Consider the following 24,095-nt stretch of genomic DNA (forward strand, 5'->3'; position numbering starts at 1 on the left):
TGTTATACCCCTCGTCCCTTTGGGGTTGCGAGAACACGATGAAGCACTAACTTGTGTAAATTTGATTGAATTGTATAGATTTAGTTAAGTTTATCTTATCGGAAGTTCATTCAATTATCAGATTGCCATTATATGCGTAAAAACCTTTCGAGAAAACAAGCGTTATCACAATTAACAGCCCATATCGAACGTCACGGAGATGTGTATGATCGCACGACATCAAGACAGTTGTGGGAAAGGAAAATTTCGAAACGTTTACGCTGGTTTATGGAAATGAATCTTGAAGAGCCAAAAGGGTTATTAAAAGATATTTTAGCCGCAAAACGAAAAATTATTATTTCACTTCCGAGTACAAGACAAGTGGATAAACGAGTATGGCAAGCGTTAATGCGTACAAATGCGCAAATAACAGTGTATAGTGATGGACCTGTTCCGTTAAAGAATGTAAAGTTACAAAGACAAAACAAAGCGTTCCCGTTTATCGTAATCGATGATGAAACCTTTTGGGCAGGGGCACCACTCACATCTCAAATGATGTTTGAAGGTAGTACCGAATTTCCGTACGTATGTGCAAGATTGCAAGCACCGGAAACGATTGGTGTATTAAAAGGATTTTTAGATATTCGGTAAATTCGGATAGGAATTCCTTGACTTTTGCCTGGAATAAATTTAGAATGAAAATAATTTAATATAATTTTATGAAAATTCTTATCACGAGAGGTGGAGGGACTGGCCCTATGATACCTCGGCAGCGGATTCTTTATGAATACTGTGCCAATTCCAGCAAGGTAACTTGAAAGATAAGAAAGAAGCTCATTTTGACTGTATATACAGAAGCCTCTTTCTATCTTTTAGAAAGAGGCTTTTTTACGTGAAAATAAAAGGGGGAAGAAAAATGGGAGCGACTGGAGTCACGTCACAAAGAAAAACAATTGAAGAGAGTATAGAGAGAAATAAGGAAAAGTACATACGAACAAGTCATAATATTCATGCGAATCCGGAGATTGGTAATCAAGAGTTTTACGCATCAAGAACGTTAAGTTTATTGCTAGGAAGTGCAGGATTTCAGCTGCAGCACAATATAGCTGGACATGAAACGGGATTTATCGCGCGAAAAAGTTCAGGAAAACAAGGACCAGTTATCGCATTTTTAGCTGAGTATGATGCTCTGCCAGGACTCGGTCATGCGTGTGGTCACAATTTAATTGGTACCATTAGTGTTGCAGCCGCAATCGCATTATCAGAAACGCTTGAAGAAATTGGCGGAGAAGTTGTTGTGTTTGGAACACCAGCAGAAGAAGGCGGGCCAAACGGTAGTGCGAAAGCAAGTTATGTAAAGGCAGGTTTATTTAAAAACATTGATGCGGCACTTATGATTCATCCGAGCGGAAAAACAGCGACAACGAGTCCATCACTAGCAGTCGATCCACTTGATTTTCATTTTTACGGAAAAACAGCTCACGCCGCAGCTTCACCAGAAGAAGGAATTAACGCGTTAGATGCGGTGATTCAGCTGTATAACAGTATTAACGCACTTCGCCAACAACTTCCGTCAGATGTGAGAATTCATGGCGTCATTACAGAGGGCGGAAAAGCACCTAACATTATTCCTGACTACGCCGCAGCAAGGTTCTTCATCCGCGCAGCAACGAGAAAAAGATGTGCGGAAGTAACAGAAAAAGTAAGGAATATCGCACAGGGAGCAGCGTTAGCAACAGGCGCAAAAGTAAAAATTCATCAATTCCAAAATGAAATTGATGAACTACTCGTAACAAAAACATTTAACGACGTCGTAGCCGAAGAACTAGAACTACAAGGTGAAGATGTAAATCGTAAAGAAAGAGTGGGCATTGGTTCAACGGACGCAGGAAACGTAAGCCAAGTCGTACCGACAATTCATCCGTACATTAAAATCGGCCCAGATGACTTAATTGCACATACGAATGAATTTAGAGAAGCAGCACGTTCAGAACTAGGAGACAAAGCGCTAATTACATCGGCAAAAGCATTAGCGAATACCGCTTATCGATTAATTACAGAAGAAGGGTTGTTAGAGAAGGTGAAGGAGGAGTTTAGGGAGGCGCAGAGGAATCAGGGGTAGAAGGTTAAAGGGAGTGGGTTTGACCACTCTCTTTTTTGTTTTTTTGTATAACTCAAGCTTATAAACTCTCATTATTAAGAGGTCCATGCTTGATACTTGTTTTGGAATAGATGAAAATTTGAAATGCTGTTCTGGCGTTAATAATCCTTTTGCACGCTTTGAAGAAGCTGTTTTCTTTTTTTAAAAATTTGTATTGAAATTTCAAATTTCTAGAAGTATCATATACATATTCAAACATTTGAAGATGTATATGATACTTTTAAAAAGAAAAAATAACCAATGGAGGTATTGGAATGGGAAACGAAATGCAACAATTTAAAGCCGATTTCTTTAAGGCTTTATCTCATCCTTTGCGAATAGGTATTCTTGAACTATTATCTGAAGGTGAAAAAAGTGTAAATGAAATACAAACGATCTTAAATAAAGAAGGTTCAGCTGTTTCTCAGCAACTGAGTGTATTACGTTCAAAAAATATTGTTGTTGGCATAAAAGATGGAAAAAGAGTTTTATATTCACTACGAGATCCTATGATTGTGGATTTATTAATAGTTGCAAAGCGAATTTTTAACAATCATTTAATTGATACAATTTCAATGTTAGAGGAACTGGATGAGACAGAACGTACACCTATGGTTAAGGAGGGATAGGTTGAGCATTGAAGTTAAGAAAGAAGATGTCATCCAACATGGAATTGAAGTATTTCGCTCGATAGGAGCTCATTATGTTTGTAATGTTTGTATTAAAAGTGGGAATTCTTGTTGTTTTTCATGCCAGCATCTACAAGATAGCGTCGGGTGTCAAAAAAGAAATACGGCTTGTACAGCTTGGTTATGTGGGATCCAAGGTTTTTTATTTGATCAAATAGGATTATTAGATGAATGGAATCGTTTTTGGATTGAAATTCCAGGTAAAATGTTTCGTAGAGATATTACTCCAGATAAGATAAGGATTACAACATTTATAGACACGAAGAAGCTAAATAGTCGAGCAGGGGAGCTTCTAGCGGAAAGGTTGGAATCCTACTTACAACAAGGTGGAGATATAAGTAAATTAGAGAGACATTTAAGCAAAACGTATAGTAAGTATTAGGCTGGCGTTCTATAAGGGAACAAGAAATACATTTTTAACCTAGATTAATTTCGCATTAACTGCCCGTAAACGCCTGATTGGTGCGGGGTGATTAAAGTTTCACTTTATTAAGAATAGAAAAGAAGGGTTTATAATGAGAGGGTTATTTACAGGAAGGTTTGAAGGCTATTCATTAGGACATTTGCAAAAGGATCTTCTGTCAGGAATGATTGTTGGGGTTGTTGCGATTCCTCTTGCTATGTCTTTTGCCATAGCTTCTGGTGTTAAGCCAGAGTATGGAATTTATACAACATGTATTGCAGGGATACTTGTTTCGCTATTTGGTGGTTCAAAGTATCAAATTGGGGGACCTACAGGTGCTTTTGTTCCAATTCTTTTAGGAATTGTCATCACCTATGGATATGAAGATTTACTACTTGCTGGTTTATTAGCGGGAATTATTTTATGCCTTATGGGAATTTTTAAGCTAGGGTCTTTAATTAAATTTATTCCACGTCCTGTAACAATTGGCTTTACGTCAGGAATCGCTGTCATGATCTTTACAGGACAGATTGCTAGTTTTTTAGGTCTAACAGGTATAAAAAAGCATGAGGACTTTATAGCAAATCTGCAAGAAATCTTTATGCATATCAGTACGACCAATTTTTACAGTGTAATAACTGCTTTAATTTGTCTTCTTGTCATACTCATAACACCAAAGATTTTGCCAAAAGTACCAGGTTCATTAGTAGGTGTTGTGATTTCGACTATAATTGCAACGATATTTTTCTCAGGTCATGTACCTACTATTGGTACAGCATATGGTACGATTCCGAATACAATGCCTCAGTTTGATATACCAGAAATCACGGTAGAGCGTATAAAACAGTTAATTGGTCCTGCATTTGTGATTGCTATGCTCGGTGGGATTGAATCTCTTTTATCTGCTGTCGTAGCAGACGGTATGACAAATAGTAAACATAACAGTAATAAAGAGCTTATCGGTCAGGGAATTGCCAATATTGTTACACCATTATTTGGAGGTATTCCCGCAACTGGAGCAATTGCCCGCACAGCAACCAATATTAAGAGTGGAGCTGTATCTCCGTTATCGGGTGTTATTCATGGAGGATTTGTGTTACTCACGCTTTTATTATTAGCTCCATATGCTTCACATATTCCCCTTGCTAGTATGGCTCCTATTTTAATGGTGGTAGCTTGGAATATGAGCGAACAAAAGCATTTTATTCACATATGTAAAATGAAGACAGGGGATTCCCTTGTATTACTTGTAACATTTCTGCTGACTGTATTTACAAGTTTGACAACAGCTGTGGAAATTGGACTTATTTTGGCTGTTATTTTATTTACAAAACGTATGAGTAACATGCTTGTTATATCTAAAGTGCTTCCAGATCACACAAGAAAGAACGAAAAATTGTTACCGCATGTGGTAACTAAAGCTCATGATTGTCCACAAATAAGTATTTACACAATAGAAGGACCATTATTCTTTGGGGCTGCTCAAACATTTGAACAAAACATTCTAGCGACCATTCATTATAAACCAGAAGTTTTAATTTTACGTATGGGAAAAGTTCCTTTTATTGATACAACAGGAGAATCATATTTTAGGAATATTGTTCAGCATTTTAAAAAGCAAGGTGGCGTACTTCTTATATCAGGAATTCAATCAGAGTTAAAAACAACTCTAGATAAGAATGGATTATTTGCTGAAATTGGAGAACAAAACTTTTTTGATCATACAGGGGAAGCGATCAACTGTGCTTTAAGCTATTTGAATACGAAAAAATGTATAGGATGTAAGCACTTCGCTTTTCGTGAATGTACGGGGCTTGCTCAGCAAATTCAGGAAATGGATACGATAAAGAATAAAGTAAAGACATTAGATTATTAAGAAGTTAAAATTTGAATTTGTTAAAAAGGTTTAAATGTGAGGTTCATATAACAGAACTAGTTTAATCTAACTGTTTGAATTCAATGAATATAAAATACTCTTAAGATAGTAGAAGTTAACCATTTTTTTAATAGAAAGACCGCATTCAAAGATACGTATCAAGGATGAGGTCTTTTTATTTTTTGAAATTATTATGAATATACTCGTATATTTTTGAATTAACTATTGTGTTGTAAAAAGAATCGTAGTTTTTCATTCTCAGAAAGCTAAGGTTCTTTTACTTTTGATACAGGTAGGATTAGAGAAAGTGGATCTATATTAATCAAAAAAACTTGATGAATAAGTTGCATAAAGAACTAAACAACGTATATACTATGAATATCAAAAAAATTTGATGAAAGGAGAGTGAACTACAATGGCACAAGATTTTCAGTTATATGAGAAAAAGTTTAAAGCATTGGCTGATCAAAAGCGTTTAGAAATTATGTATGAACTTTGTCAGCGAGGACAGACATGTGTATGTGATTTAACAGAGGTTTTTGAAATGACACAATCTAAGTTGTCCTATCATTTGAAGATTTTATTAGACGCAGGTTTAATTGTAAAAGAAACAAAAGGTACGTGGAGTTATTATGATTTAAATGATGCGGAAGTGAATAATTTATTGTCAGAAGAATTGTGCTGTATTTTTAGAAAAACAGGAAAAGGTAGCTGTTGTTAAAATTTTGCACTATTAATCAAAAAAAATTGATTAATTACATATAAAGAGGAGGAATAAGGTATGAGATATGTTCACGTTGGTATAAATATTACGAATTTAGAGAAGTCTATTGAATTTTATGAAAAGGTATTTGGTGTGTCACCAGTTAAGGTGAAAACGGATTATGCAAAATTTTTATTAGAGACACCAGGACTTAATTTCACGCTGAACGTGCGAGATGAAGTGAATGGAAATCAAGTAAATCATTTCGGTTTCCAAGTGGATACAGCTGAAGAGATTACATTACATAAAGAAAGATTAGAAAAAGAGGGGTTCTTTGCGCGTGATGAGATGGATACGACTTGTTGCTATGCGGTGCAAGATAAGTTTTGGGTAACGGATCCTGATGGTAATGAGTGGGAGTTCTTTTATACGAAAGCAGATAGTGATGTTCACAAAATAGAAGAGTCATCTTGTTGTACGACTTCTAATGAAGTAGCTAAAAATTCTTGTTGTTAATAGGAGATGGAGAATAAAATGAAACGTTTATCATTTCTAGACCGATATTTAACACTATGGATCTTTCTAGCGATGGCTATTGGGATTGGTTTAGGGTTTGTATTCCCTAGTGTAGTAGACGGACTAAATGCATTACAAGTTGGTACGACGTCTATTCCGCTTGCTGTTGGTTTAATTGTAATGATGTATCCACCATTAGCGAAAGTTCGCTACGAGGAAATGGGCCGAGTATTTAAAGATGTAAAAGTGTTAGTGCTATCTTTAGTGCAAAACTGGATTATTGGTCCGATACTTATGTTTGTTTTAGCAATTATTTTTCTTCCTGATAAACCAGAATATATGGTCGGACTCATTATGATTGGCTTAGCACGTTGCATTGCAATGGTCATTGTTTGGAATGATCTTGCTGATGGTGATAAAGAATATGCAGCTGCTTTAGTTGCTTTTAATTCTGTATTCCAAATGTTGTTCTTCTCGGTTTATGCATACGTGTTCGTAACAGTAATCCCAGAATGGTTAGGAATTGAAGGGGCTATCGTTGCTATTACAATGGCAGAAGTTGCGAAATCAGTGTTTATCTATTTAGGAATTCCTTTTATAGCAGGTATGTTGACACGATTTGTATTCGTGAAGTTAAAAGGAAGACAGTGGTATGAAAAGGTGTTTATACCTAAGATTAGTCCACTTACATTAATTGCATTGTTATTTACAATCATCGTTATGTTCTCTTTAAAAGGGGAAATGATTGTGAGTGTACCACTAGATGTAGTAAGGATAGCGATTCCGTTATTCATTTATTTTATCGTGATGTTTTTCGTTTCTTTCTTTATGGGAAGAAAAATTGGTGCAAGTTATCCGGTAACAACAACGTTAGCGTTTACAGCAGGTAGTAATAACTTTGAGTTAGCGATTGCGGTAGCGGTTGGTGTGTTTGGTATTCATTCGGGCGCAGCATTCGCAGCTGTCATTGGACCGTTAGTCGAAGTACCTGTCATGATTGCGCTTGTAAATGTCGCTTTTTGGTTTAAACGTAAATATTTTAATGATCAACCAACTTAAAAACAAAGGTGGAAACCAACATGGAAAACAAAAAGATAATTTACTTTTTATGTACAGGAAACTCATGCCGAAGCCAAATGGCAGAAGCTTGGGGAAAGAAATATTTAGGAGATAAGTGGAATGTATATTCTGCAGGCATCGAAGCACACGGAGTAAATCCAAATGCTATTAAAGCAATGAATGAAGTAAATATCGATATAACAAATCAAACATCAGACATTATTGATCCAAACATTTTAAATAACGCTGATTTAGTCGTTACCCTTTGTAGTCATGCGGATTCTGTTTGTCCATCTACACCTCCGCACGTGAATCGTGTTCACTGGGGATTTGATGATCCAGCAGGAAAAGAGTGGTCTGAGTTTCAACGTGTTCGTGATGAAATTGGTGAACGGATTAAACGATTTTTTGAAACAGGTGAATAAATAAAGGAAAGAGTCAATCTTCTAATGTATAGGAGATTGGCTCTTTGTCAATTGGAAGTCAAAGCTGCAATTGAATGAACTGGTAGTTTAGTTGAAGAAGGAAAACCTATAGTAAGCATAGAAAAAGTTTAACGACTTGAAATTCTTACGAGGTGAAAATAATGGCAATAAAACAAGATGAAATTAAAGTAGTAGTTGGAGCTGGGGCATTTAATAACAATCCAGGCTGGATTCAAACGAAAGAAGATGAGCTGAACTTATTAGTTGAAACGACATGGGAAGAAAGATTTGAACATAATTCCATTTCAGCTATTTTAGCTGAGCATGTATGGGAGCATCTTACTTTTGAAGAAGGGGTAAAAGCAGCTGGAATTTGCTATGAATTTTTAAAACCGTCAGGTCATATTCGGTGCGGCGTCCCTGATGCATTTTTCCAAGATGAAACATATCAAAATATAGTTCAAGTAGGCGGACCTGGCCCCAAAGACCATCCAGCTGCAAGCCATAAAATCGTTCATAATTATAAAACATTAACGAAAATGTTTGAAACTGCTGGGTTTGAGGTGGTTTTACTTGAGTATTGCGATGAAAATGGGCAATTTTATTACAAAGAATGGGACGCGAATGATGGCGTTATCTTCCGCTCAAAAAGATATGATTCTAGAAATCAAGGAGATAAACTTGGTTTCCCATCATTAATTGTTGATGCGATTAAACGGTAAGTGATTAACCGCATGAATTAGTTCTATAAGATTATGAGCCGCAAATGCGGCTTTTTATTTGTGGTGTAATTATTAATGGGATGCCTTTTCGAAAAACTGAATGATTTTTTTTAGTGTCTATTCTATAGGGGACATTTATTTCTCGGCACAGCTGTGTCTTATGACGAACAAGCGATTGAAATTGTGAACAAATCAGAGTTCGGTTTCATTTATATAATACGTGAATCGTTTCAATCCCTCTTATCGCGCTTGAAGCATTTAGAGTTACGTTATATATTTTAAACATAGAAACATTTTAAAATATTTCATATACAAACTATAGAAAAAGAATAAAGGAGCCATGAGATTGAAGAAGACAGCGAAATGTTTATTATGGGGGACAGGCTCTATATTTGGTGCTTTCACAGCATTTATTACTTATGTGGCAATTAAGAATGTGAAGCATAAGGATGTTGAGAAATTGAAGGTGACCAATAATAACGAGCACGTTCTTAAAGTCGGTAAAGAGTTTAAGGTGACAACGTTTAATATTGGCTACGGCGGTTTAGATAAAGAGCAAGATTTCTTCTTAGACGGAGGGAAAGGCTCGCGTTCTAGTAGTAAAGAACAAACAGAAAAGAATATCAGCAATATGCTGTCTTTTTTACAAAAGGAAGATTCTGATTTTATATTAACGCAAGAGATGGATGAGAAGTCACTTCGTTCATTTGATGTGAATCAGTATAAGGCGTTTCAAGATGGACTGAAAGATCATGCGTCTACGTTTGGTGATAACTTTAATGTGCAGTGGGTGCCGGTACCAATTAAGAAGCCACACGGATATACGAACAGTGGACTTGGTTCGTTTTCAAAATATAAAGTAGAAGAAGCGACGAGATATCAACTTCCTGGAAGAGAAATGTGGCTTCGTCAATTATTCGATGTAGATCGGGCGATTGTTGAGCATAAGGTTCCGGTTGATAACGAAAAATATTTACGAATGGTGAACGTTCATTTATCTGCATATGATAAGGGTGGAAACATTCGAAAGCAACAAGTTGAGTTTTTGAAAGAGTATATGAATAAACATTTCAAAAGTGGCGATTATATCGTGCTTGGTGGAGATTGGAATCAACTATTATCTGATGTGCAGTTAAAGGATTCGAAGTTTAAAGAAGGATGGCCAGAGTGGTTAGTACAGTTACCAGAAGATTTCACTGATGGTGGGTTCCAGTGGGCTGTTGACGATACTGTTTGGACAGTTCGTGATAATGTGAAGAGCTTTGTTGAAGGTGAGAACTTTGTTACGATTATTGATGGGTTTTTAGTCTCTCAAAATGTGGAGATTGTAAGCGTACAAGGGCATGATTTGAAATTTGAAAACAGCGATCATAATCCAGTTAGTGTGGTATTGAAATTAAATTAGCAAGGGAAGACAATGGTTTCAAGGGAGTATGTGCAAGAAGGGTGTAACCACATGTTGTCTGAAGTTTTATCCAATGTAAATAATCTTTGCTCATTCATTTCATTAACCGGTTCCTTACGTATAAGGTACCGGTTAATTTGTGTCACAGTTTCCTGAAATGATGGGGTGATCCTTCACGGTACAGTTGCTTTTTCTTTTATCAATTCCACAAATGCATCTTGGATTGCTCTTTTGTAAGAACGACTCGTAAATCGATATATATATCACGTAAACGATATTCAGCCTGAATTTTTTCAACACATTAAGAAAAAATGACGGATATACGACACATCCATCATTTTTGATTGTTGTTAGGAGTTTTACTCAAGATTTATAATTTGAAGTAAAAAACAACACGTTGTTCATTAGTTTGCTTGAAAATGGGGAGGGAAGTTTATGAAGAATCAATAGTTAATTGTTGGAGCTGGACCAACTGGATTAGTTTTAGCTATTGGACTTACAAAACAAGGAATCCCTTTTAGAATTATCGATAAAAATAAAGGACTTGGAGAAACTTCAAGATTTATAGGTATACAAGCAAGGACATTAGAGTTCTATGCCAATTCTTTTTTTGGATATAATAGATGTGCAGCAAGAGATAGAAAGATATTTCTAGTAATTTATATTTAAAATGCAGGGAGATTGAACAGAGTTATGGGGAATGAAAAAGAAATTAGTTCCGCTAAATTAATATGGAAGATGACGCGCCCACATACATTAACAGCGACGTTTTCTCCTGTAATTTTAGGGACGGTGGCATCACTTTATGTTGCCGAAATTCATTGGCTTTTATTTATTGCGATGATGAGTGCATGTTTAGCATTGCAAATAGCAACGAATTTATTTAATGAGTACTATGATTTCAAACGTGGGTTAGATACCGCTGATTCTGTTGGGATTGGTGGTGGAATTGTCCGTCATGGATTAAAGCCAAAAAACGTTTTAACAGTTGCGCTTTTATTGTATGTGGTAGCAGCATTTATTGGCATTTATATTTGTATGAATAGTAGCTGGTGGTTAGTAGTCATTGGTTTAATTGGGATGGCGGTTGGCTATTTATATACAGGTGGTCCATTACCGATTGCGTACACCCCATTTGGAGAATTAGTTTCTGGCTTGTTAATGGGGACATGTTTTGTATTAATTGCTTTCTTTATTCAAACGAATACTTTAACGATTGAAAGTGTATTGATTTCCATTCCAATTGGGATTTTAGTAGGTGCGATCAACATGTCGAATAATATCCGAGATATCGATGAAGATATTAAAGGTGGAAGAAAGACGTTAGCTATCCTCCTTGGGAGAGAGAAAGCAGTGGTAACACTAGCTGTAGCCTTTTTTATTGCTTATTTATGGATCGTTGTGATTGTGTTGATGGGTTATATAAGCCCTTGGGCATTAATTATGTTCCTAGGTTTGAAAAAGCCAATCTCTGCAATTCAAGGTTTCCAAAAAGGAGTAAAGGAACCTGGATATATGCGCATAGCAATGAAATCAACAGCGATGACAAATACGATTTTTGGTTTCTTATTATCAGCAGGATTATTAATCAGTTATTTGTTTTAAATAAAAACCCTCAACAATCGGGCTTTTTAATATTGAAATTTCCAGAAAGATCAACGTCTATAGTATTAACATGGTTATTTTAAAAAATTGTTCTTTATCAGTAACATGTTATCTAATTTTACTAATAAAGAATCCGATAGTGCTCCGAACAACTTCATTTAGAATCGATTCATACAATTTAGCTTATGGGAAAAGTAACATTATAAAACAAACTAAAAGAGCCAACTCATAAGAGTAGGCTCTTTTATTTATCTACTATGTCCAATTGTCTTCTTATTTCCGTATGTCCTTTTCAGCAATAACATCGTACTGCTTCTCTCACAAGGATTTTTATGGCCGGCCAATCCCAATATAATGTAGTCCGTTTTTTACTACTTCATTTCGTTCAAGACAATTACGGCCATCAACGATTTTACATCCTCGCATTAATTTTTTTACTCGTTGCCAATCAAGTGTTTTAAATTCATCCCATTCTGTGGCAATAATTATACAATCCGAATCTGTAATAGAGGACTCCAATTCAGTATGTTGTGTAACTTGTTTTTTTACATGAGAAGGGAGAAGGGCTATTGGATCATAAGTATGAATTTCGTAACCGAGCGGGATTAGCTTTTCAATAAGTGTGACAGCGAGAGAGTCACGTGTATCATCTGTATTTGGTTTAAAAGAAACCCCTAAAATTGTTAATCTGTTTGAAGAAGGATCTTTTAAATGATTTCTGATTTTTTCAATATAAAGATCTACTTGTGTCGAATTGATAGATTGCACAGCTTGTAAAATAGGTACTGATACTTGTTTACTATTTGCTGTGTAAATTAATGAATGCAAATCTTTCGGAAAGCAGGATCCTCCATAACCAAGTCCTGCTTGAAGAAAGTCGGGATTGATTCGGGAATCATACCCAACTCCTTTTGCTACTTCAGTAATATCAATATGATAAGCGTCACAAATTCTAGCAATTTCATTTATAAAAGATATTTTCGTAGCTAAAAAAGCATTAGATGTATATTTAATCATTTCCGCGCCGTCTAAACTTGTATGAAAAAACGGTGCTTGAATACCTTTATAGAGTGCATGCATAATTTCTAGTGACTTTGTGTCATCTTTTTGTATTCCTATGACGGTTCTATCTGGAAAGAGCATGTCATGAACAGCTGAGCCTTCACGAAGAAACTCTGGATTAGAAACGATATTAAAAAGTGAGGGTTCTACACCTTTTTTTATAAGCATTTCGCTCATAAATTGGTTGGTACCTGGTGGAACCGTACTTTTCGTAATAATAGTTTTATATGATTTTATGTTTTGAGCTAATATATCAATAACAGAGTCAATATATTTTAAGTCTGTTTTTCCATTGGACATGGGAGGAGTTCCTACAGCAATAAGAATAACTGCTGTTTGTTGAATAACTTGACCAACATCACTACGGAATTGTAACCGATTGCGATTTTTGTGCATAAGTTCTGTTAAACCTGGTTCATAGATAGGATACTCTCCTTTTTGGAGAGCGTTAATTTTATTTTGATCTTTATCAACACAAATAACATGATGTCCTAAATCGGCTAATACTACTGCTGATGTTAGTCCAACATAGCCAGAACCTATAATACATATATCCATAAAATAATCATCCTTTTGAAATTAGTGCTAGTTTTTCCTTTTAAATAACGGTGCAAAAGAAAAACAACTCGAAGTATGTCTTTTGGAAGAATCTTACTCCAAATTGTTTGGAAGTATTCTTATACCATATTTGATTTTAATTTGTTCCAATGATTATGTCTATCGAAGAAAATACGTTTCAGTATATTTGGTTCTATGTCTAAAAACTATCATAACCTGAGCAGGTAAGGGAGTTCCAAATTTTGTGTGATATCTCATGCGTGACAGGGATTTTTAAGTGCTTTTGAAGCTTTTGAAACAAAGGGGAAATGTCTTTTTATTAGTTTTTTAAAAATTGGTCGAAATTACCATGCAGAAATATGACAACTACTGAAATATTTATGTTGACACTTAACGTAAGCGCTTTTATAATCAATTTGACAATAATGAAAATCACTATCACTTAGGGGTAACAGGGGGAAGTAATTTATGACATTCAAGTTGAAAGTATTATCTGCAGCTGCGGTAACATCTCTTCTTTTTACAGGTTGTGCAAAAGAGGAAACAAAAGCAACGGAAGCACAAAATAAAAAGACAGAACAGACAGTGAAAAAAGAAGAAACAAAACAACAAGAAGTGGATTTTGTACAAGCTTACAAGGATGGAGTAGCTGAACTTGAAAAGGCGAAAGAAGGCAAAGAGGTTGACTTTGATAAAGTAACAAAGTTATATAAAGAAAAATTACAACCTCTTGTTCAAAAGCGAGATGGTGAATTCAATGAACAAATCGACCAAACAATTACAGCTGCATTAGAAGCAGGGAAAAAGAAAGAAATGGAACCAATGGTTGTAAAGCAACTATTTGATAAATTAATGCAAAAAGAGTTTTTCCAATCGATGCGCCATGAATTTAAAGAAATCGACACAAACTGGGGCAAAAAAGATGTTGTGAAAAAAGAAATGGATGAAGCACTTGCGTTTTATAAGGGCGTAGAAGGTACAGTTGGAAAACGCGATACAGCGTACGGTACACAAATGGCTTCTCAAATTAAAGGCGGCTTTGATGAAATGCAAGCTGCAATTGATAAAGACGACAAACTTGCATTTGCACTTGGTAAGCAAGTTGTAGATAAAACGATAATGAAAACATTCTACCTAGCGACAGGTGGAGTACCACATGGCTATGCTACAAAAATGGTAGAAGCAGCAAAAACTGATGAAAAAACAGCGGAAATTGAGCAAGCAGAGGGATGGGCATTTTATCAAGCAATCTATCCGTACATAAAAAAAGCAGCTCCTGAAGATGCAGACTTTATCTTACAGCAGTTTGATTTGAAAACTGATGTAAAAACAGTTGATGCAAAAGCAGTAAATCAAGCGTTTGTACGTGGATTCTCAAAAGTTGCATTAGGTGAGTATAAAGAAAGCCAAGAAAACTTCGGAAAAGATAAAGGTCCTATTACAGCATTAGAAGGCGCGTTGTTCATTAATATCATTGAAAATGATTTAAAAACAGTACTTGGCGAACAGCAAACAGTAGAGTTAACAAAAACAGCACAGTCTTATTTAGATGCAGTAAAAGCGAAGAAGAAAGAAGATGCTGATAAATTGTTACCACAACTTGAGGGCGCGTTAAATAAAGCTATTGAAGCAGCGAAATAATCTGCTCATACGTATACCTTTTTGAAGAAACCTTGTCTTGACAAGGTTTCTTCTTTTACATAGTGTAGTAAAGGGTGGTGAAATGAATGAAAGTACTAATTACTGGAGGGGCTGGTTTTATCGGGAGTCATCTTGCTTTAAAGTTGTTAGAACAAGGAAAGCAAGTTGTACTACTTGATAATTTCCACTCCTATTATGCGAAATCACGAAAACAGTTTCAGCTTGAACAAGTGCAGCGATCTGGAAATGTACCATTTTATGAGTGTGATATTTTGCATAAAGAAGATGTGAAAGCTGTTATGCAGCAAGAGAAGGTTGATGCAGTTATTCATTTAGCTGGATTTCCAGGCGTGAGACCATCGCTTGAAATGCCAGGTGCTTATATTGATATTAATATAAAAGGGACAAGTAACGTATTAACATGCGCAGGAGAAGAAAATGTAAAAAAAATCATTGTGGCATCCTCTTCTTCTGTGTATGGAGAGCAAACAGGAATGCCTTTGAAAGAGGAAATGGCAAACGGCAGTGTCTTATCTCCTTATGCAGCATCGAAGTACGGGATGGAGTCACTTTGCCATGCTTATCAATATATGTATGGATTTCAAATGAATATTTTACGATTCTTTACCGTATATGGTCCGTGGGGGCGCCCTGATATGGCGATAGCAAGCTTTATTCGAAAATTATTACGTGGTGAAGAAATTGTCGTATATGGAAAGGGAACAGGAAGAGATTACACATACATTGATGATATTACAGAAGGGATTGCTCTTACGTTAGAGTCGAATGGAAGCGATGTCTACAATTTAGGTTCAAATGCACCAATTTTAATGACCGAATTGCTTGCACAGCTAGAGAAGCACTTCCCGCTTATGCGTGTAAATAGAGAGGCGCATCGTAAAGGAGATGTAACATCGACGTGGGCTGATATTTCGAAGGCGAAAAATCAGCTAGGATATGAACCTCGTGTATCATTTGCAGAAGGGTTGGAGCAGACTATTGCTTGGGCGAAAGAATATCCGGATACTGTTTAATCTTTGTGGGATTTTCTTGTTATGTGTTTTTTTTGTTATATCGTGGCAGTCATTTGAAATGTCTTCTTTGTGGGGAAAACTATATGAATTATGGAAACATCCTTATACCTTAATAGTTATTATTGTGATGTATGGCGTTGCATTTTTCTTTCGTGCATACGCTTGGAAATTGTATCTTCATCATCATATTACAATGAAAGAGGCTCTATATGGATTGTTTTATAGCTTGTTTATTAATCATGTTTCTCCATTGAAAGTAGGAGATGCTGTTCGCATTGCGATCATTACAAAAGAGAAGAAAGTGACATTAGGAGAAGCGACACAATCGGTTGTTATTCTTCGTATATTAGATTTACTTATTCTTGGTGTATTTGGAGCAGTAGGAATGTTTATATTGTGGGGGAATGTTTTACTGAATGTTCCTGTTATCCTTGCTTGCATATGTATCGGAAGTGGAGCGTTGTTTCTTTTATATAAGAAAGTACCGCAATTTATCGAGGGACAATGGAAGCAACTAAAGACCGTTTTGTTTACAATACAAGGCGTTATCATTATCTTACTAATTGTAATGAGCTGGATTTGCGAAGCTTTTGTCATTTATGAGATTGCGAACTCACTTACATTCCTACAGGCTGTTTGGGTGAATAGTGTGACCATAGCAGGACAAGTATTTCAATTAACACCAGGTGGTCTTGGGACCTATGAAACGGTAATGACGTTTGCGCTAAGGGCACTTGGAGTAGGTGAAGTGGCAGCATATGAATGGTCATTAATGAGTCACGGCTTTAAATTTATATTTTCTTACGGTGTGGGTGCAATTCTGCTCGTCTTATATCCAATGGAGTTGCGTTCACTAGTCAGTCAGAAGGGAGAAAACATCCGGTGGAAGAAGTAAAAAAAGCATCAAAGTTTGAAAAAGTTGCAGCCCGCTGCTGGAACTTACTGAATGAAGGAAAACCGTTTACACCTATTTTTGTATTCGGTACATTTTTATTGTTTTCTATCTCGCAGTTTGGACAAAATGGTTTTATCTCAGCATTTTTTAGTAGCTTTGTCCTCATTGTACCTTTACTTGTTTTATATTATTTGTTTGATTTCCCATTGTTTTTAAGAAATTATTTATGGTTTCCGTTTATTGCATATTTAATTGTATTTAAGACGGTACATTTACCATTATTCTTTTTTGCATTAGGATTATATTTCTTCTTTACAATTCTATTTTGGGGAACTTTATATTATCATTTGCGAATTGGTACATCATGGTTGAACTTCACACGTTTTTGGAAGCTAGTTTTAAAAAATAGTGATTCTACAAGTGGGAATGCACAAGAACAGATGCCAAAGTTCTTACTATTACTTTCACTTTGGTATTACTATTACGATTTCTTCCAAGCAGGCGGTACATTTAACGGTATAGATTGGCAAGTGCTGTGTATATTTTATGGTGCTCTTCTTATATATACGCTTATTTTACACCGTAATTTATTTGATTGGCAGCCAAAGGCAATTTCTAGCTATACAGAAAACATGCCTGAAAATCAAGAGGCATTAAATGAAAAAGTAGTTGTAATTGTGATAGATGGTATGCGAAAAGATCGTTTTGAGGCAGCGCATACACCGTACTTAGATTCCCTTCGAAAACAAGGGACAGAGTTTTTAAATATGGAAACTGTATATCCAGCTCGTACAGTTGTATGTTTCTCATCTATGTTTACAGGAACATATTCCTTTGAGCATGGGATTAAATCGAATATGGTGTGGAAGCATGGAGTGAACGTAGAGAGTATTTTTGATTCTCTTCGTAAAGTGGATAAAACAGGGAAGATGTTGGCGGTTGCTCATCTTGTTGACGCGTTTGGCGATGATGTGGAAACATTTACTGCTGTGATGAAAAATGATGTTGTTGACTCGAAAATTATGGAGAAAGCAAGAAAGATTATGGATGAACAAGATCCAGATTTATTTATCGTCCAGCTTATTTCTACAGATCAAACAGGTCATAGTCGCGGCGTATTATATGATGAATATTTACAAAAAATTCATGAAGCAGATCAGCATGTGAAGCAATTTATTGAGCATTTGGAGAAAACAGGAAAAGCAGAAAATACGACATTTATCATTTGTGCAGATCATGGACAAGCGGATGGGATTGGTGGTCACGGTCATTTAGACGAAGGGGAACGCTTTGTACCATTCTTTATGTACGGCCCTCATATTGCTCAAGGTGTAAAAGTAGAAGAAAAGAAGAGTCTTGTTTCTATGGCCCCTACAATTGCTTATTTATTAGGAGCACCGTATCCATCTCATAGTCGGGGTCCTGTCTTAGTAGAAGCGCTAAAGGAGCAGGAAAAAGAATGAAAGTAATTGTTTTTATACCCGCATTAAATGAAGAGGATTCTATTGCACATGTCATTCAAAAAGTGCCGCGTCATTTTCATCCAAGTGTAAAGGTAGAAGTGCTTGTTATCGATGATGGCTCAACTGATAGAACGGTAGAGGTTGCAAAAAAGGCCGGGGCTGATCACATCGTTTCACTTGCAAAAAACGGAGGACTCGGTGCAGCTGTTCGAGCAGGGTTGCAGGAAAGCTATCGTCTAGGGGCTGACATTAGTGTAATGATTGATGCTGATGATGAGTACCCAGCTGATGAAATTCCGAATGTACTTGAACCTATCTTTATGGGAGAAGCAGATTATACGATGGGTTCTCGTTTTAGAGGAACCATTCAAGGAATGAGATTACATCGACGTCTTGGAAATTATTGCTTTACGACGCTGCAATGTTTATTATTACGGAAATGGATTCGAGATGGGCAGTCAGGCATGCGTGCTTTTTCTAGGCAAGCGATGGAGCATGGGGAAATTATTCACGATTATAACTATGCACAAGTCATTACTTTGAATTTAGTACGAAAAGGATTTCGAGTACAAGAAGTACCGATTACCTATAAAGTACGAAAAACAGGTGAGTCTTTCATATCGTTTCGTAAGTATATGACACGTGTATTTCCAGCGATTTGGAGAGAAATGACGCGTCCAGTAGAGAAAGTAAGTATAGACTATACGGCTCATGTATTAATAGAGGATAAGAGGTGCTCATAGCGAGCGTTTCTTATCTTAATAATGAAAGTAGTAATAATTATCGTTAACCTCGGGAGGAACGTTCATGAAAAGAATCATTACATCATTATTTGTTAGTATTTTCTTACTATTCTCAATACAACCAACTGCATTTGCTTATTCGTATGGAAATCCGAACGAAGAAAAAGTAGCTGAAGCATACAAGCAGATGGTTACTAAGTTAGATGAAAATCCGGCAAACTTTAAAGAAGCAAAAAAAGCATATGAAAATGTGCAAGAAGAAATTGATCAGCATATGGGAAAAGAACCTTCTAAAGCAATGATGAAGGACTTTGATAAACAAAATAAAGAAGATATTATTGCTGATATGCAAAAAATTCTTGCGCTTAATATTAATCGTCGTTTAACAAATGTAGACGAAAATTTTAAAGACTATGATACAAGCAAACGTTTATTAGCTAAAGCATTTGCTACATATGAAGCGTTATCACCAGCTGTTGGTGAGCACAATAAAGAGCTGGATACGAAGCTAAAGGATGAATTTAATAAAGCGTTAGAATCATTAGGAAATCCAGGCTTATTTGGAGTAGGTCAAAAAGAAGCAAATCAAGAGGCTTTCAAGAAAAGCAAAGACGTTATTTTAGCAGAGTTACAAAAAGAGTTTAAAATTAAAGACTTTAAAGTTGGACACTTTAGTGCAAATAGTCAAGAAGATCAAGCAGCTTCTGATAATACGGGGAAAACAGAGTGGACAGATTTAAGCAGCCTGAAAAACTGGGCTCCAATCGTAGTGATTGTACTTATACTTGTTGGGGTCATTGTATATGCTGTAAGAAAACGCAAGTAAGGGTGAGGGGGAAGAGCAATGCAACTTCAGGCATTTCTCATTACATTTCGTGAAGTATTAGAAGCGCTGCTTATCGTTGGGATTATTACAACGTACTTAAAGCGCACAGATAGTAAGCAGTATGTGAAATATGTTTGGCTAGGAGCAGGGCTTGCGGTTGTAGCAAGTTATATTGTCGCCCTAGTCTTCCAAGTTGTATTTACTGGTTTTGCTGCTATGGGGAGTGAAATGTATTTAAAAATATCCATTATTTTCATTTCAGCCATTTTACTTACACAAATGGTATTTTGGATGGCAGAACATAGTAAGAATATGACAGCTAACATGGAAAATAAAATGAATCAATATATTACAGCTGGAAATATAATTGGAATGGTCGTGCATTCTTTCCTTGTTGTACTTCGAGAAGGTGTAGAAACTGTGTTCTTCTTCGCAGCTATTACTGGTGGAAATATTGGAGAAGCGATGAAAGGCTGGGGAGCTATATCTGGTCTACTCGTTGCAGCAGTTGTTAGCTTCTTATTCTTTAAAGGAACGATGCGTATTTCACTTAAAGTGTTCTTTAAAGTAACAGGTGCATTTATCGTATTAATCGCAGCAGGACTTCTTGTACAAGGTGTTGCTATGCTTCAAGATTTAAAGATACTTGGCAGCGTAATGCCGCATGTATATGATATTACTTGGCTACTACCAGAGCATCCTATTGATTATGAGCATTATCTTCGTGATCATGGTACTGCACCAATTCTTTCTGGTGATATCGGCATTTTCTTAAAAGCATTTTTAGGATATTCCTCAATGCCATCCATTGAAGAAGTACTTGTGTATATCGGATATTTTGTAGTGTTGTACATGTTAATTATCTTTAAAAAGCCTGTTAAAAAGAAAGAAATAATGGAAGAAAATAAGTCAGTTAGTTAAAGTACAAGGTGTTTTCCTTGTACTTTTTTTGAAGAAAGGAAATGAGATGAAACAAGTACTACGTATATGGGCAGTTATCCTTATTATTAGTGTGATTTGTATTCGTTTTTTCTATGCAAGTCCGTTTGCAGCAACGTGGGACGAAGTCGATTTTACACTTGCTTTAAAGCAATATGACATATTAGCGATGCAGCCACATTTCCCAGGGTATCCTTTTTTTATTTTAGGGGGAATGATAACGCATATTTTTATAGAAAATCCTGTGCAATCGTTAGGGATTTTTAATGCCATTATGGCACTTGGCGCAGCTTTCCCGATGTATTGGATTGCACGCCATTATTTAAGTAAAACGAGTGCTCTTATTGTTGTAGCTGTCTTACAAACGAGCGGGTATTTCTCTATTTTAGTAACGCAACCTATGTCAGAAGGCGCAGCTTTAGCAATTGTATGGTGGTATATATGGAGTATAGAACGTGCCTTTCGCACAAAACGTTTTCAAACTCAATTCTGGCCAATTCTCTTCTTTGCGCTATTAATGGGTATAAGGTTATCCTATGCACCGTTTGGAATTGCACTTATTTTATTATTATGGCAACAATGGCATGAAGAAAAATGGCGATTTATAATCTTATTTTGTACAGCTATCCTTTCACAACTAGTTTGGGTCAGTGCTCTTATTTGGAACATTGGTGGAATCAGGGGGCTATGGGAAATTTCTTTTGGATTTGTAGAAGGCCATTTTACCGAATGGGGTGGAGCAGTTACAGGTACGAGTGAACCACTTATTTCACGTCTCTATCGTTTAATTTCTGAAAACATCATCTTTGCAGGAATAGGTATCCACTCTTATTATTTAGTAGGTTTCTTTTTGTTCTTTTTGTTTCTATTTGTTTTACAATGGAAAAATATACGTTGCTACCCAAAGGTTTTGATTGCTCTTGTAGCTTTCTATTTTCTGTGGAATTTATTTGGACAAAATATTGATAAACCTCGTCACTCTTACCCAATTGTAGCGATGTTACTTTGCATACTTGCTATTTCATGGTTAAAAACACATCGTGGTATTATCTTGCTTTTGTTTGCAACCAGTCAATTTGTGATAAGTATACCGCTCATGAAAGAACAACATGCGGAGGTACCGGCAACATATCAACTCGCGTCATATTTAGAGAGAAAACAAGAGCCGTTTATCGTATACACTTGGGAAGAGACGAGGGTTATGGAATATTTACAAATGCCGTATGAACATAAACGTTTTTACACATATTCATATTTTTTACAAGATAAAAAATATCATAAAAATGAGAATGTATATGTTACCAATCATCTCATTGAAGGATTTCAAAAACAAGGAATTCATATAGAAGGACAAGTTGAAAAGGAAGCCGTCTTTCATTCAAACCCATTATTTGATCCTGTTTATCATGAAATAGTTTTATACAAATGGAAAAAGGATTCTGTTGTAAAGTAAGTTAAAATGAAGCAGATCATTTTCAACTAAACTTCCAAAAAGATCAACGTCTATAGTATAAAGGTAGTTATCTGAAAGAGTTGTGTTTTATTACTAAATCAATAACTAAGCCAAGAGCCGATTTCCTACTTTATAAAGAAATCGGCTTTTTCTTTATAAAGTAGGGAGTCCATGTTTCAGTTAATTTATTTTAAAATGGCCTTTGAGGGATCGTAGTATTTTTTCTAAACTTATTAGTTAAGATTATTCGACAATCATATTAATAATAATTAAAGTATAGAATATACACATCTTAGGGAGGGCATATATGTGAAGAAATGGATGAAAATTGTTCTGTACTCTTTATTAGGTATTTTACTTATGGGAAGTATTACGTTTTTTGTTTGGTCTCAGTTTACTTATAAACCAACGAAAGAGGCTTTGTCGTTAGTGGATGATAAAAAAGATGAAGATAATATAGTATTTGGACAGAAAGATGCTAAAATAGGGGTTATTTTTTACCAAGGGGCTAAAGTAGAAGTCGAGGCTTATAGTTACTTAGGAGAAACTCTTGCAAAAGATGGACATTTTGTAGTAATGCCTAAGTTACCATTAAACTTAGCGATATTTGGAATAAATGAGGTAGATAGTGTAATTGAAAAGTATCCTGAAGTTCAAAAATGGTATGTTGCTGGGCATTCAATGGGCGGAGCTATGATTTCTAAGTATGCCTTTCAACATGAAGAAAAGATAGATGGGATTATTTTCTTAGGTTCTTATCCTGCAGATGATTTCTCTACTAAACAGATTCCGATGTTATCAATTTATGGGGAAGTAGATGCTTTAGCGACTGTAGAAAAAATAGAGAACAGTAAAAAGTTCATGTCAAAGAATACAACTATGCACATGATAAAAGGTGGAAATCATGCTAATTTTGGCATGTATGGTGAGCAAAAGGGTGATAATGCGAGCTTAATTACGCCAAAAGCACAACGAGATGAAACAGTGAAAGTAATTGAACAATGGTTACTAAAACAATGATAATACATTTAATATATTTACCGAAAGAATTCTCCTTCCCCTGGTCTGTAAAGGGGTAGGTGGGAGAGGTAATAAAGGGCCAACTCATACGAGTAGGCTCTTTTAGTTATCTACTATTTTCAATTGTCCTCTTATTTTCTCCGGTATGTCCTTTTCAGAGATAACATCGTAAGAATACACATACTTTCCTTTTACATGAATTTTTAAGTAAGTTTTTCTTATAAAGTCATTAGGAGTGTTCGTCCCTACTGTATATTCTTTCTCATTCCTTAATTCATCAACACCTTTTAGTGAGTACATAGCCCGGCCTTTATGATGGTAATCCGGAACGCCATATCCCTTCGCAACGGCGTATACATTTTTTTCTTCAGCAATTGGATTAAATCTGTCTAAATCCCCGCGTAATATGAAAGGTAGTAAGTATATAGGAAGGCCTATTCCTATTATGCAAATTACAAATTTTTTCATGGTTATTTCTCCTTTTGTTCATTTACATGTTTCAGTATAGAAAAAAATTCTTATAAATAAAGGGAGATTTTCTTAAGATTTTCTTAAAAAGAATTTTAAGGTTATTTTAACCAAAATTTTCATGAAAATCCCTTTAAAAAGAACAAGAGTTCGTATATAATGAGAACAAACGTTCTTTTGTTAGGAGTGATTACCTTGTATGATTATTTTCTTTTACCGAATCGTATTATTCTTTGTGTAGATCTTCGTAGCTTTTATGCGAGTGTATCATGTATTAAAAAAGGACTGGATCCACGTTATACAAAGTTGGCTGTCGTAGGGGATGTGAATCAGAGCGGGTCAATCGTATTAGCAGCAACACCGCCGTTAAAAGCGTTAGGAATCAGGAAGATGGCAAGATTTTATATTGCTATTTTTTATAGAGTTAAATTAAAATTAATAACTATATCAAAGGTTATCTTAATTTTTCTC

At 35.7% G+C, this 24,095-nt stretch carries 22 protein-coding genes, 3 pseudogenes and 1 riboswitch; of the genes and pseudogenes, 23 read left to right on the forward strand and 2 right to left on the reverse strand.

The window, feature by feature from the left end; all coding sequences use genetic code 11:
* Positions 1 to 102 precede the first annotated feature (102 nt).
* The 13 genes and pseudogenes from COC96_RS04840 to menA all read left to right on the forward strand — a co-directional run.
* Positions 103 to 630: pseudogene (locus tag COC96_RS04840) on the forward strand (AAA domain-containing protein); the annotation flags it as partial.
* Between the two features lie 75 nt (positions 631 to 705).
* Positions 706 to 807: riboswitch (SAM riboswitch) on the forward strand.
* Positions 808 to 895: 88 nt separating this feature from the next.
* Positions 896 to 2,101: a M20 family metallopeptidase gene (locus COC96_RS04845; RefSeq protein WP_098768386.1), complete on the forward strand. Its 1,206-nt coding sequence runs from the start codon at positions 896 to 898 to the stop codon at positions 2,099 to 2,101.
* A 293-nt stretch (positions 2,102 to 2,394) separates the two neighbouring features.
* On the forward strand, positions 2,395 to 2,748 hold the full coding sequence (locus tag COC96_RS04850; RefSeq protein WP_098266247.1) for an ArsR/SmtB family transcription factor: 354 nt from the start codon (positions 2,395 to 2,397) through the stop codon (positions 2,746 to 2,748).
* A 1-nt stretch (position 2,749) separates the two neighbouring features.
* Entirely contained in the window at positions 2,750 to 3,190 is a 441-nt protein-coding gene (locus COC96_RS04855) for a DNA mismatch repair protein (protein WP_098768387.1), read from the forward strand.
* A gap of 133 nt (positions 3,191 to 3,323) precedes the next feature.
* On the forward strand, positions 3,324 to 5,087 hold the full coding sequence (locus COC96_RS04860) for a SulP family inorganic anion transporter (RefSeq protein WP_098768388.1): 1,764 nt from the start codon (positions 3,324 to 3,326) through the stop codon (positions 5,085 to 5,087).
* Between the two features lie 415 nt (positions 5,088 to 5,502).
* Positions 5,503 to 5,808 (forward strand): arsenical resistance operon transcriptional regulator ArsR, encoded by a 306-nt coding sequence (gene arsR, locus COC96_RS04865; RefSeq protein WP_000046018.1) that lies wholly within the window; start codon positions 5,503 to 5,505, stop codon positions 5,806 to 5,808.
* 60 nt (positions 5,809 to 5,868) lie between these two features.
* On the forward strand, positions 5,869 to 6,306 hold the full coding sequence (locus COC96_RS04870) for an ArsI/CadI family heavy metal resistance metalloenzyme (RefSeq protein WP_098768389.1): 438 nt from the start codon (positions 5,869 to 5,871) through the stop codon (positions 6,304 to 6,306).
* 18 nt (positions 6,307 to 6,324) lie between these two features.
* Positions 6,325 to 7,365 carry an ACR3 family arsenite efflux transporter gene (gene arsB, locus COC96_RS04875; protein WP_098768390.1) on the forward strand — a complete coding sequence of 347 codons (1,041 nt, stop codon included), beginning with the start codon at positions 6,325 to 6,327 and terminating at the stop codon, positions 7,363 to 7,365.
* A 20-nt stretch (positions 7,366 to 7,385) separates the two neighbouring features.
* Complete coding sequence (gene arsC / locus COC96_RS04880; RefSeq protein WP_098768391.1) at positions 7,386 to 7,790, forward strand: arsenate reductase (thioredoxin); 405 nt, start codon at positions 7,386 to 7,388, stop codon at positions 7,788 to 7,790.
* A gap of 161 nt (positions 7,791 to 7,951) precedes the next feature.
* On the forward strand, positions 7,952 to 8,512 hold the full coding sequence (locus COC96_RS04885) for a class I SAM-dependent methyltransferase (RefSeq protein ID WP_098768392.1): 561 nt from the start codon (positions 7,952 to 7,954) through the stop codon (positions 8,510 to 8,512).
* 340 nt (positions 8,513 to 8,852) lie between these two features.
* Complete coding sequence (locus COC96_RS04890; RefSeq protein WP_373604882.1) at positions 8,853 to 9,917, forward strand: endonuclease/exonuclease/phosphatase family protein; 1,065 nt, start codon at positions 8,853 to 8,855, stop codon at positions 9,915 to 9,917.
* A 453-nt stretch (positions 9,918 to 10,370) separates the two neighbouring features.
* Positions 10,371 to 10,535 (forward strand): annotated as a pseudogene (locus COC96_RS04895) (FAD-dependent monooxygenase); the annotation flags it as partial.
* A 75-nt stretch (positions 10,536 to 10,610) separates the two neighbouring features.
* Positions 10,611 to 11,522, forward strand: coding sequence for a 1,4-dihydroxy-2-naphthoate polyprenyltransferase (gene menA / locus COC96_RS04900; protein ID WP_098266257.1), 912 nt, complete (start codon positions 10,611 to 10,613; stop codon positions 11,520 to 11,522).
* A gap of 330 nt (positions 11,523 to 11,852) precedes the next feature.
* Here the strand turns inward: menA and COC96_RS04905 are convergent, their stop codons facing one another.
* Positions 11,853 to 13,142 (reverse strand): UDP-glucose dehydrogenase family protein, encoded by a 1,290-nt coding sequence (locus COC96_RS04905; RefSeq protein ID WP_098768394.1) that lies wholly within the window; start codon positions 13,140 to 13,142, stop codon positions 11,853 to 11,855.
* 468 nt (positions 13,143 to 13,610) lie between these two features.
* Here COC96_RS04905 and COC96_RS04910 point away from each other — a divergent pair, with 468 nt between their 5' ends.
* The 9 genes from COC96_RS04910 to COC96_RS04950 all read left to right on the forward strand — a co-directional run bounded on the left by COC96_RS04910 (position 13,611) and on the right by COC96_RS04950 (position 23,156).
* Positions 13,611 to 14,783 carry a hypothetical protein gene (locus COC96_RS04910; protein WP_098768395.1) on the forward strand — a complete coding sequence of 391 codons (1,173 nt, stop codon included), beginning with the start codon at positions 13,611 to 13,613 and terminating at the stop codon, positions 14,781 to 14,783.
* Positions 14,784 to 14,869: 86 nt separating this feature from the next.
* Complete coding sequence (locus COC96_RS04915; protein ID WP_088229589.1) at positions 14,870 to 15,817, forward strand: SDR family NAD(P)-dependent oxidoreductase; 948 nt, start codon at positions 14,870 to 14,872, stop codon at positions 15,815 to 15,817.
* On the forward strand, positions 15,783 to 16,712 hold the full coding sequence (locus COC96_RS04920; RefSeq protein WP_088229588.1) for a lysylphosphatidylglycerol synthase transmembrane domain-containing protein: 930 nt from the start codon (positions 15,783 to 15,785) through the stop codon (positions 16,710 to 16,712). The genes COC96_RS04915 and COC96_RS04920 overlap by 35 nt, the downstream gene beginning before the upstream one ends.
* On the forward strand, positions 16,700 to 18,175 hold the full coding sequence (locus COC96_RS04925) for an alkaline phosphatase family protein (protein WP_088229587.1): 1,476 nt from the start codon (positions 16,700 to 16,702) through the stop codon (positions 18,173 to 18,175). The genes COC96_RS04920 and COC96_RS04925 overlap by 13 nt, the downstream gene beginning before the upstream one ends.
* Positions 18,172 to 18,918, forward strand: coding sequence for a glycosyltransferase family 2 protein (locus COC96_RS04930; protein ID WP_088229586.1), 747 nt, complete (start codon positions 18,172 to 18,174; stop codon positions 18,916 to 18,918). The genes COC96_RS04925 and COC96_RS04930 overlap by 4 nt, the downstream gene beginning before the upstream one ends.
* Positions 18,919 to 18,982: 64 nt before the next feature.
* A complete protein-coding gene (locus COC96_RS04935) occupies positions 18,983 to 19,744 on the forward strand; it encodes a hypothetical protein (RefSeq protein WP_098266261.1) in 762 nt (253 codons plus the stop codon).
* An 18-nt stretch (positions 19,745 to 19,762) separates the two neighbouring features.
* Positions 19,763 to 20,665, forward strand: a complete 903-nt coding sequence (locus COC96_RS04940; protein WP_098768396.1) for an FTR1 family iron permease — start codon at positions 19,763 to 19,765, stop codon at positions 20,663 to 20,665.
* 46 nt (positions 20,666 to 20,711) lie between these two features.
* Positions 20,712 to 22,136, forward strand: a complete 1,425-nt coding sequence (locus COC96_RS04945) for a hypothetical protein (protein WP_098768397.1) — start codon at positions 20,712 to 20,714, stop codon at positions 22,134 to 22,136.
* Between the two features lie 309 nt (positions 22,137 to 22,445).
* A complete protein-coding gene (locus COC96_RS04950; protein ID WP_098768398.1) occupies positions 22,446 to 23,156 on the forward strand; it encodes an alpha/beta hydrolase in 711 nt (236 codons plus the stop codon).
* 102 nt (positions 23,157 to 23,258) lie between these two features.
* Here the strand turns inward: COC96_RS04950 and COC96_RS04955 are convergent, their stop codons facing one another.
* A complete protein-coding gene (locus tag COC96_RS04955) occupies positions 23,259 to 23,624 on the reverse strand; it encodes a YxeA family protein (RefSeq protein WP_098266264.1) in 366 nt (121 codons plus the stop codon).
* A 195-nt stretch (positions 23,625 to 23,819) separates the two neighbouring features.
* On the opposite strand from COC96_RS04955, the pseudogene COC96_RS04960 reads away from it, so the two are divergent.
* Positions 23,820 to 24,029 (forward strand): annotated as a pseudogene (locus tag COC96_RS04960) (Y-family DNA polymerase); the annotation flags it as partial.
* Between the last annotated feature and the right edge of the window lie 66 nt (positions 24,030 to 24,095).

Source organism: Bacillus cereus (genome assembly GCF_002577405.1).
Classification (GTDB): domain Bacteria; phylum Bacillota; class Bacilli; order Bacillales; family Bacillaceae_G; genus Bacillus_A; species Bacillus_A cereus_AU.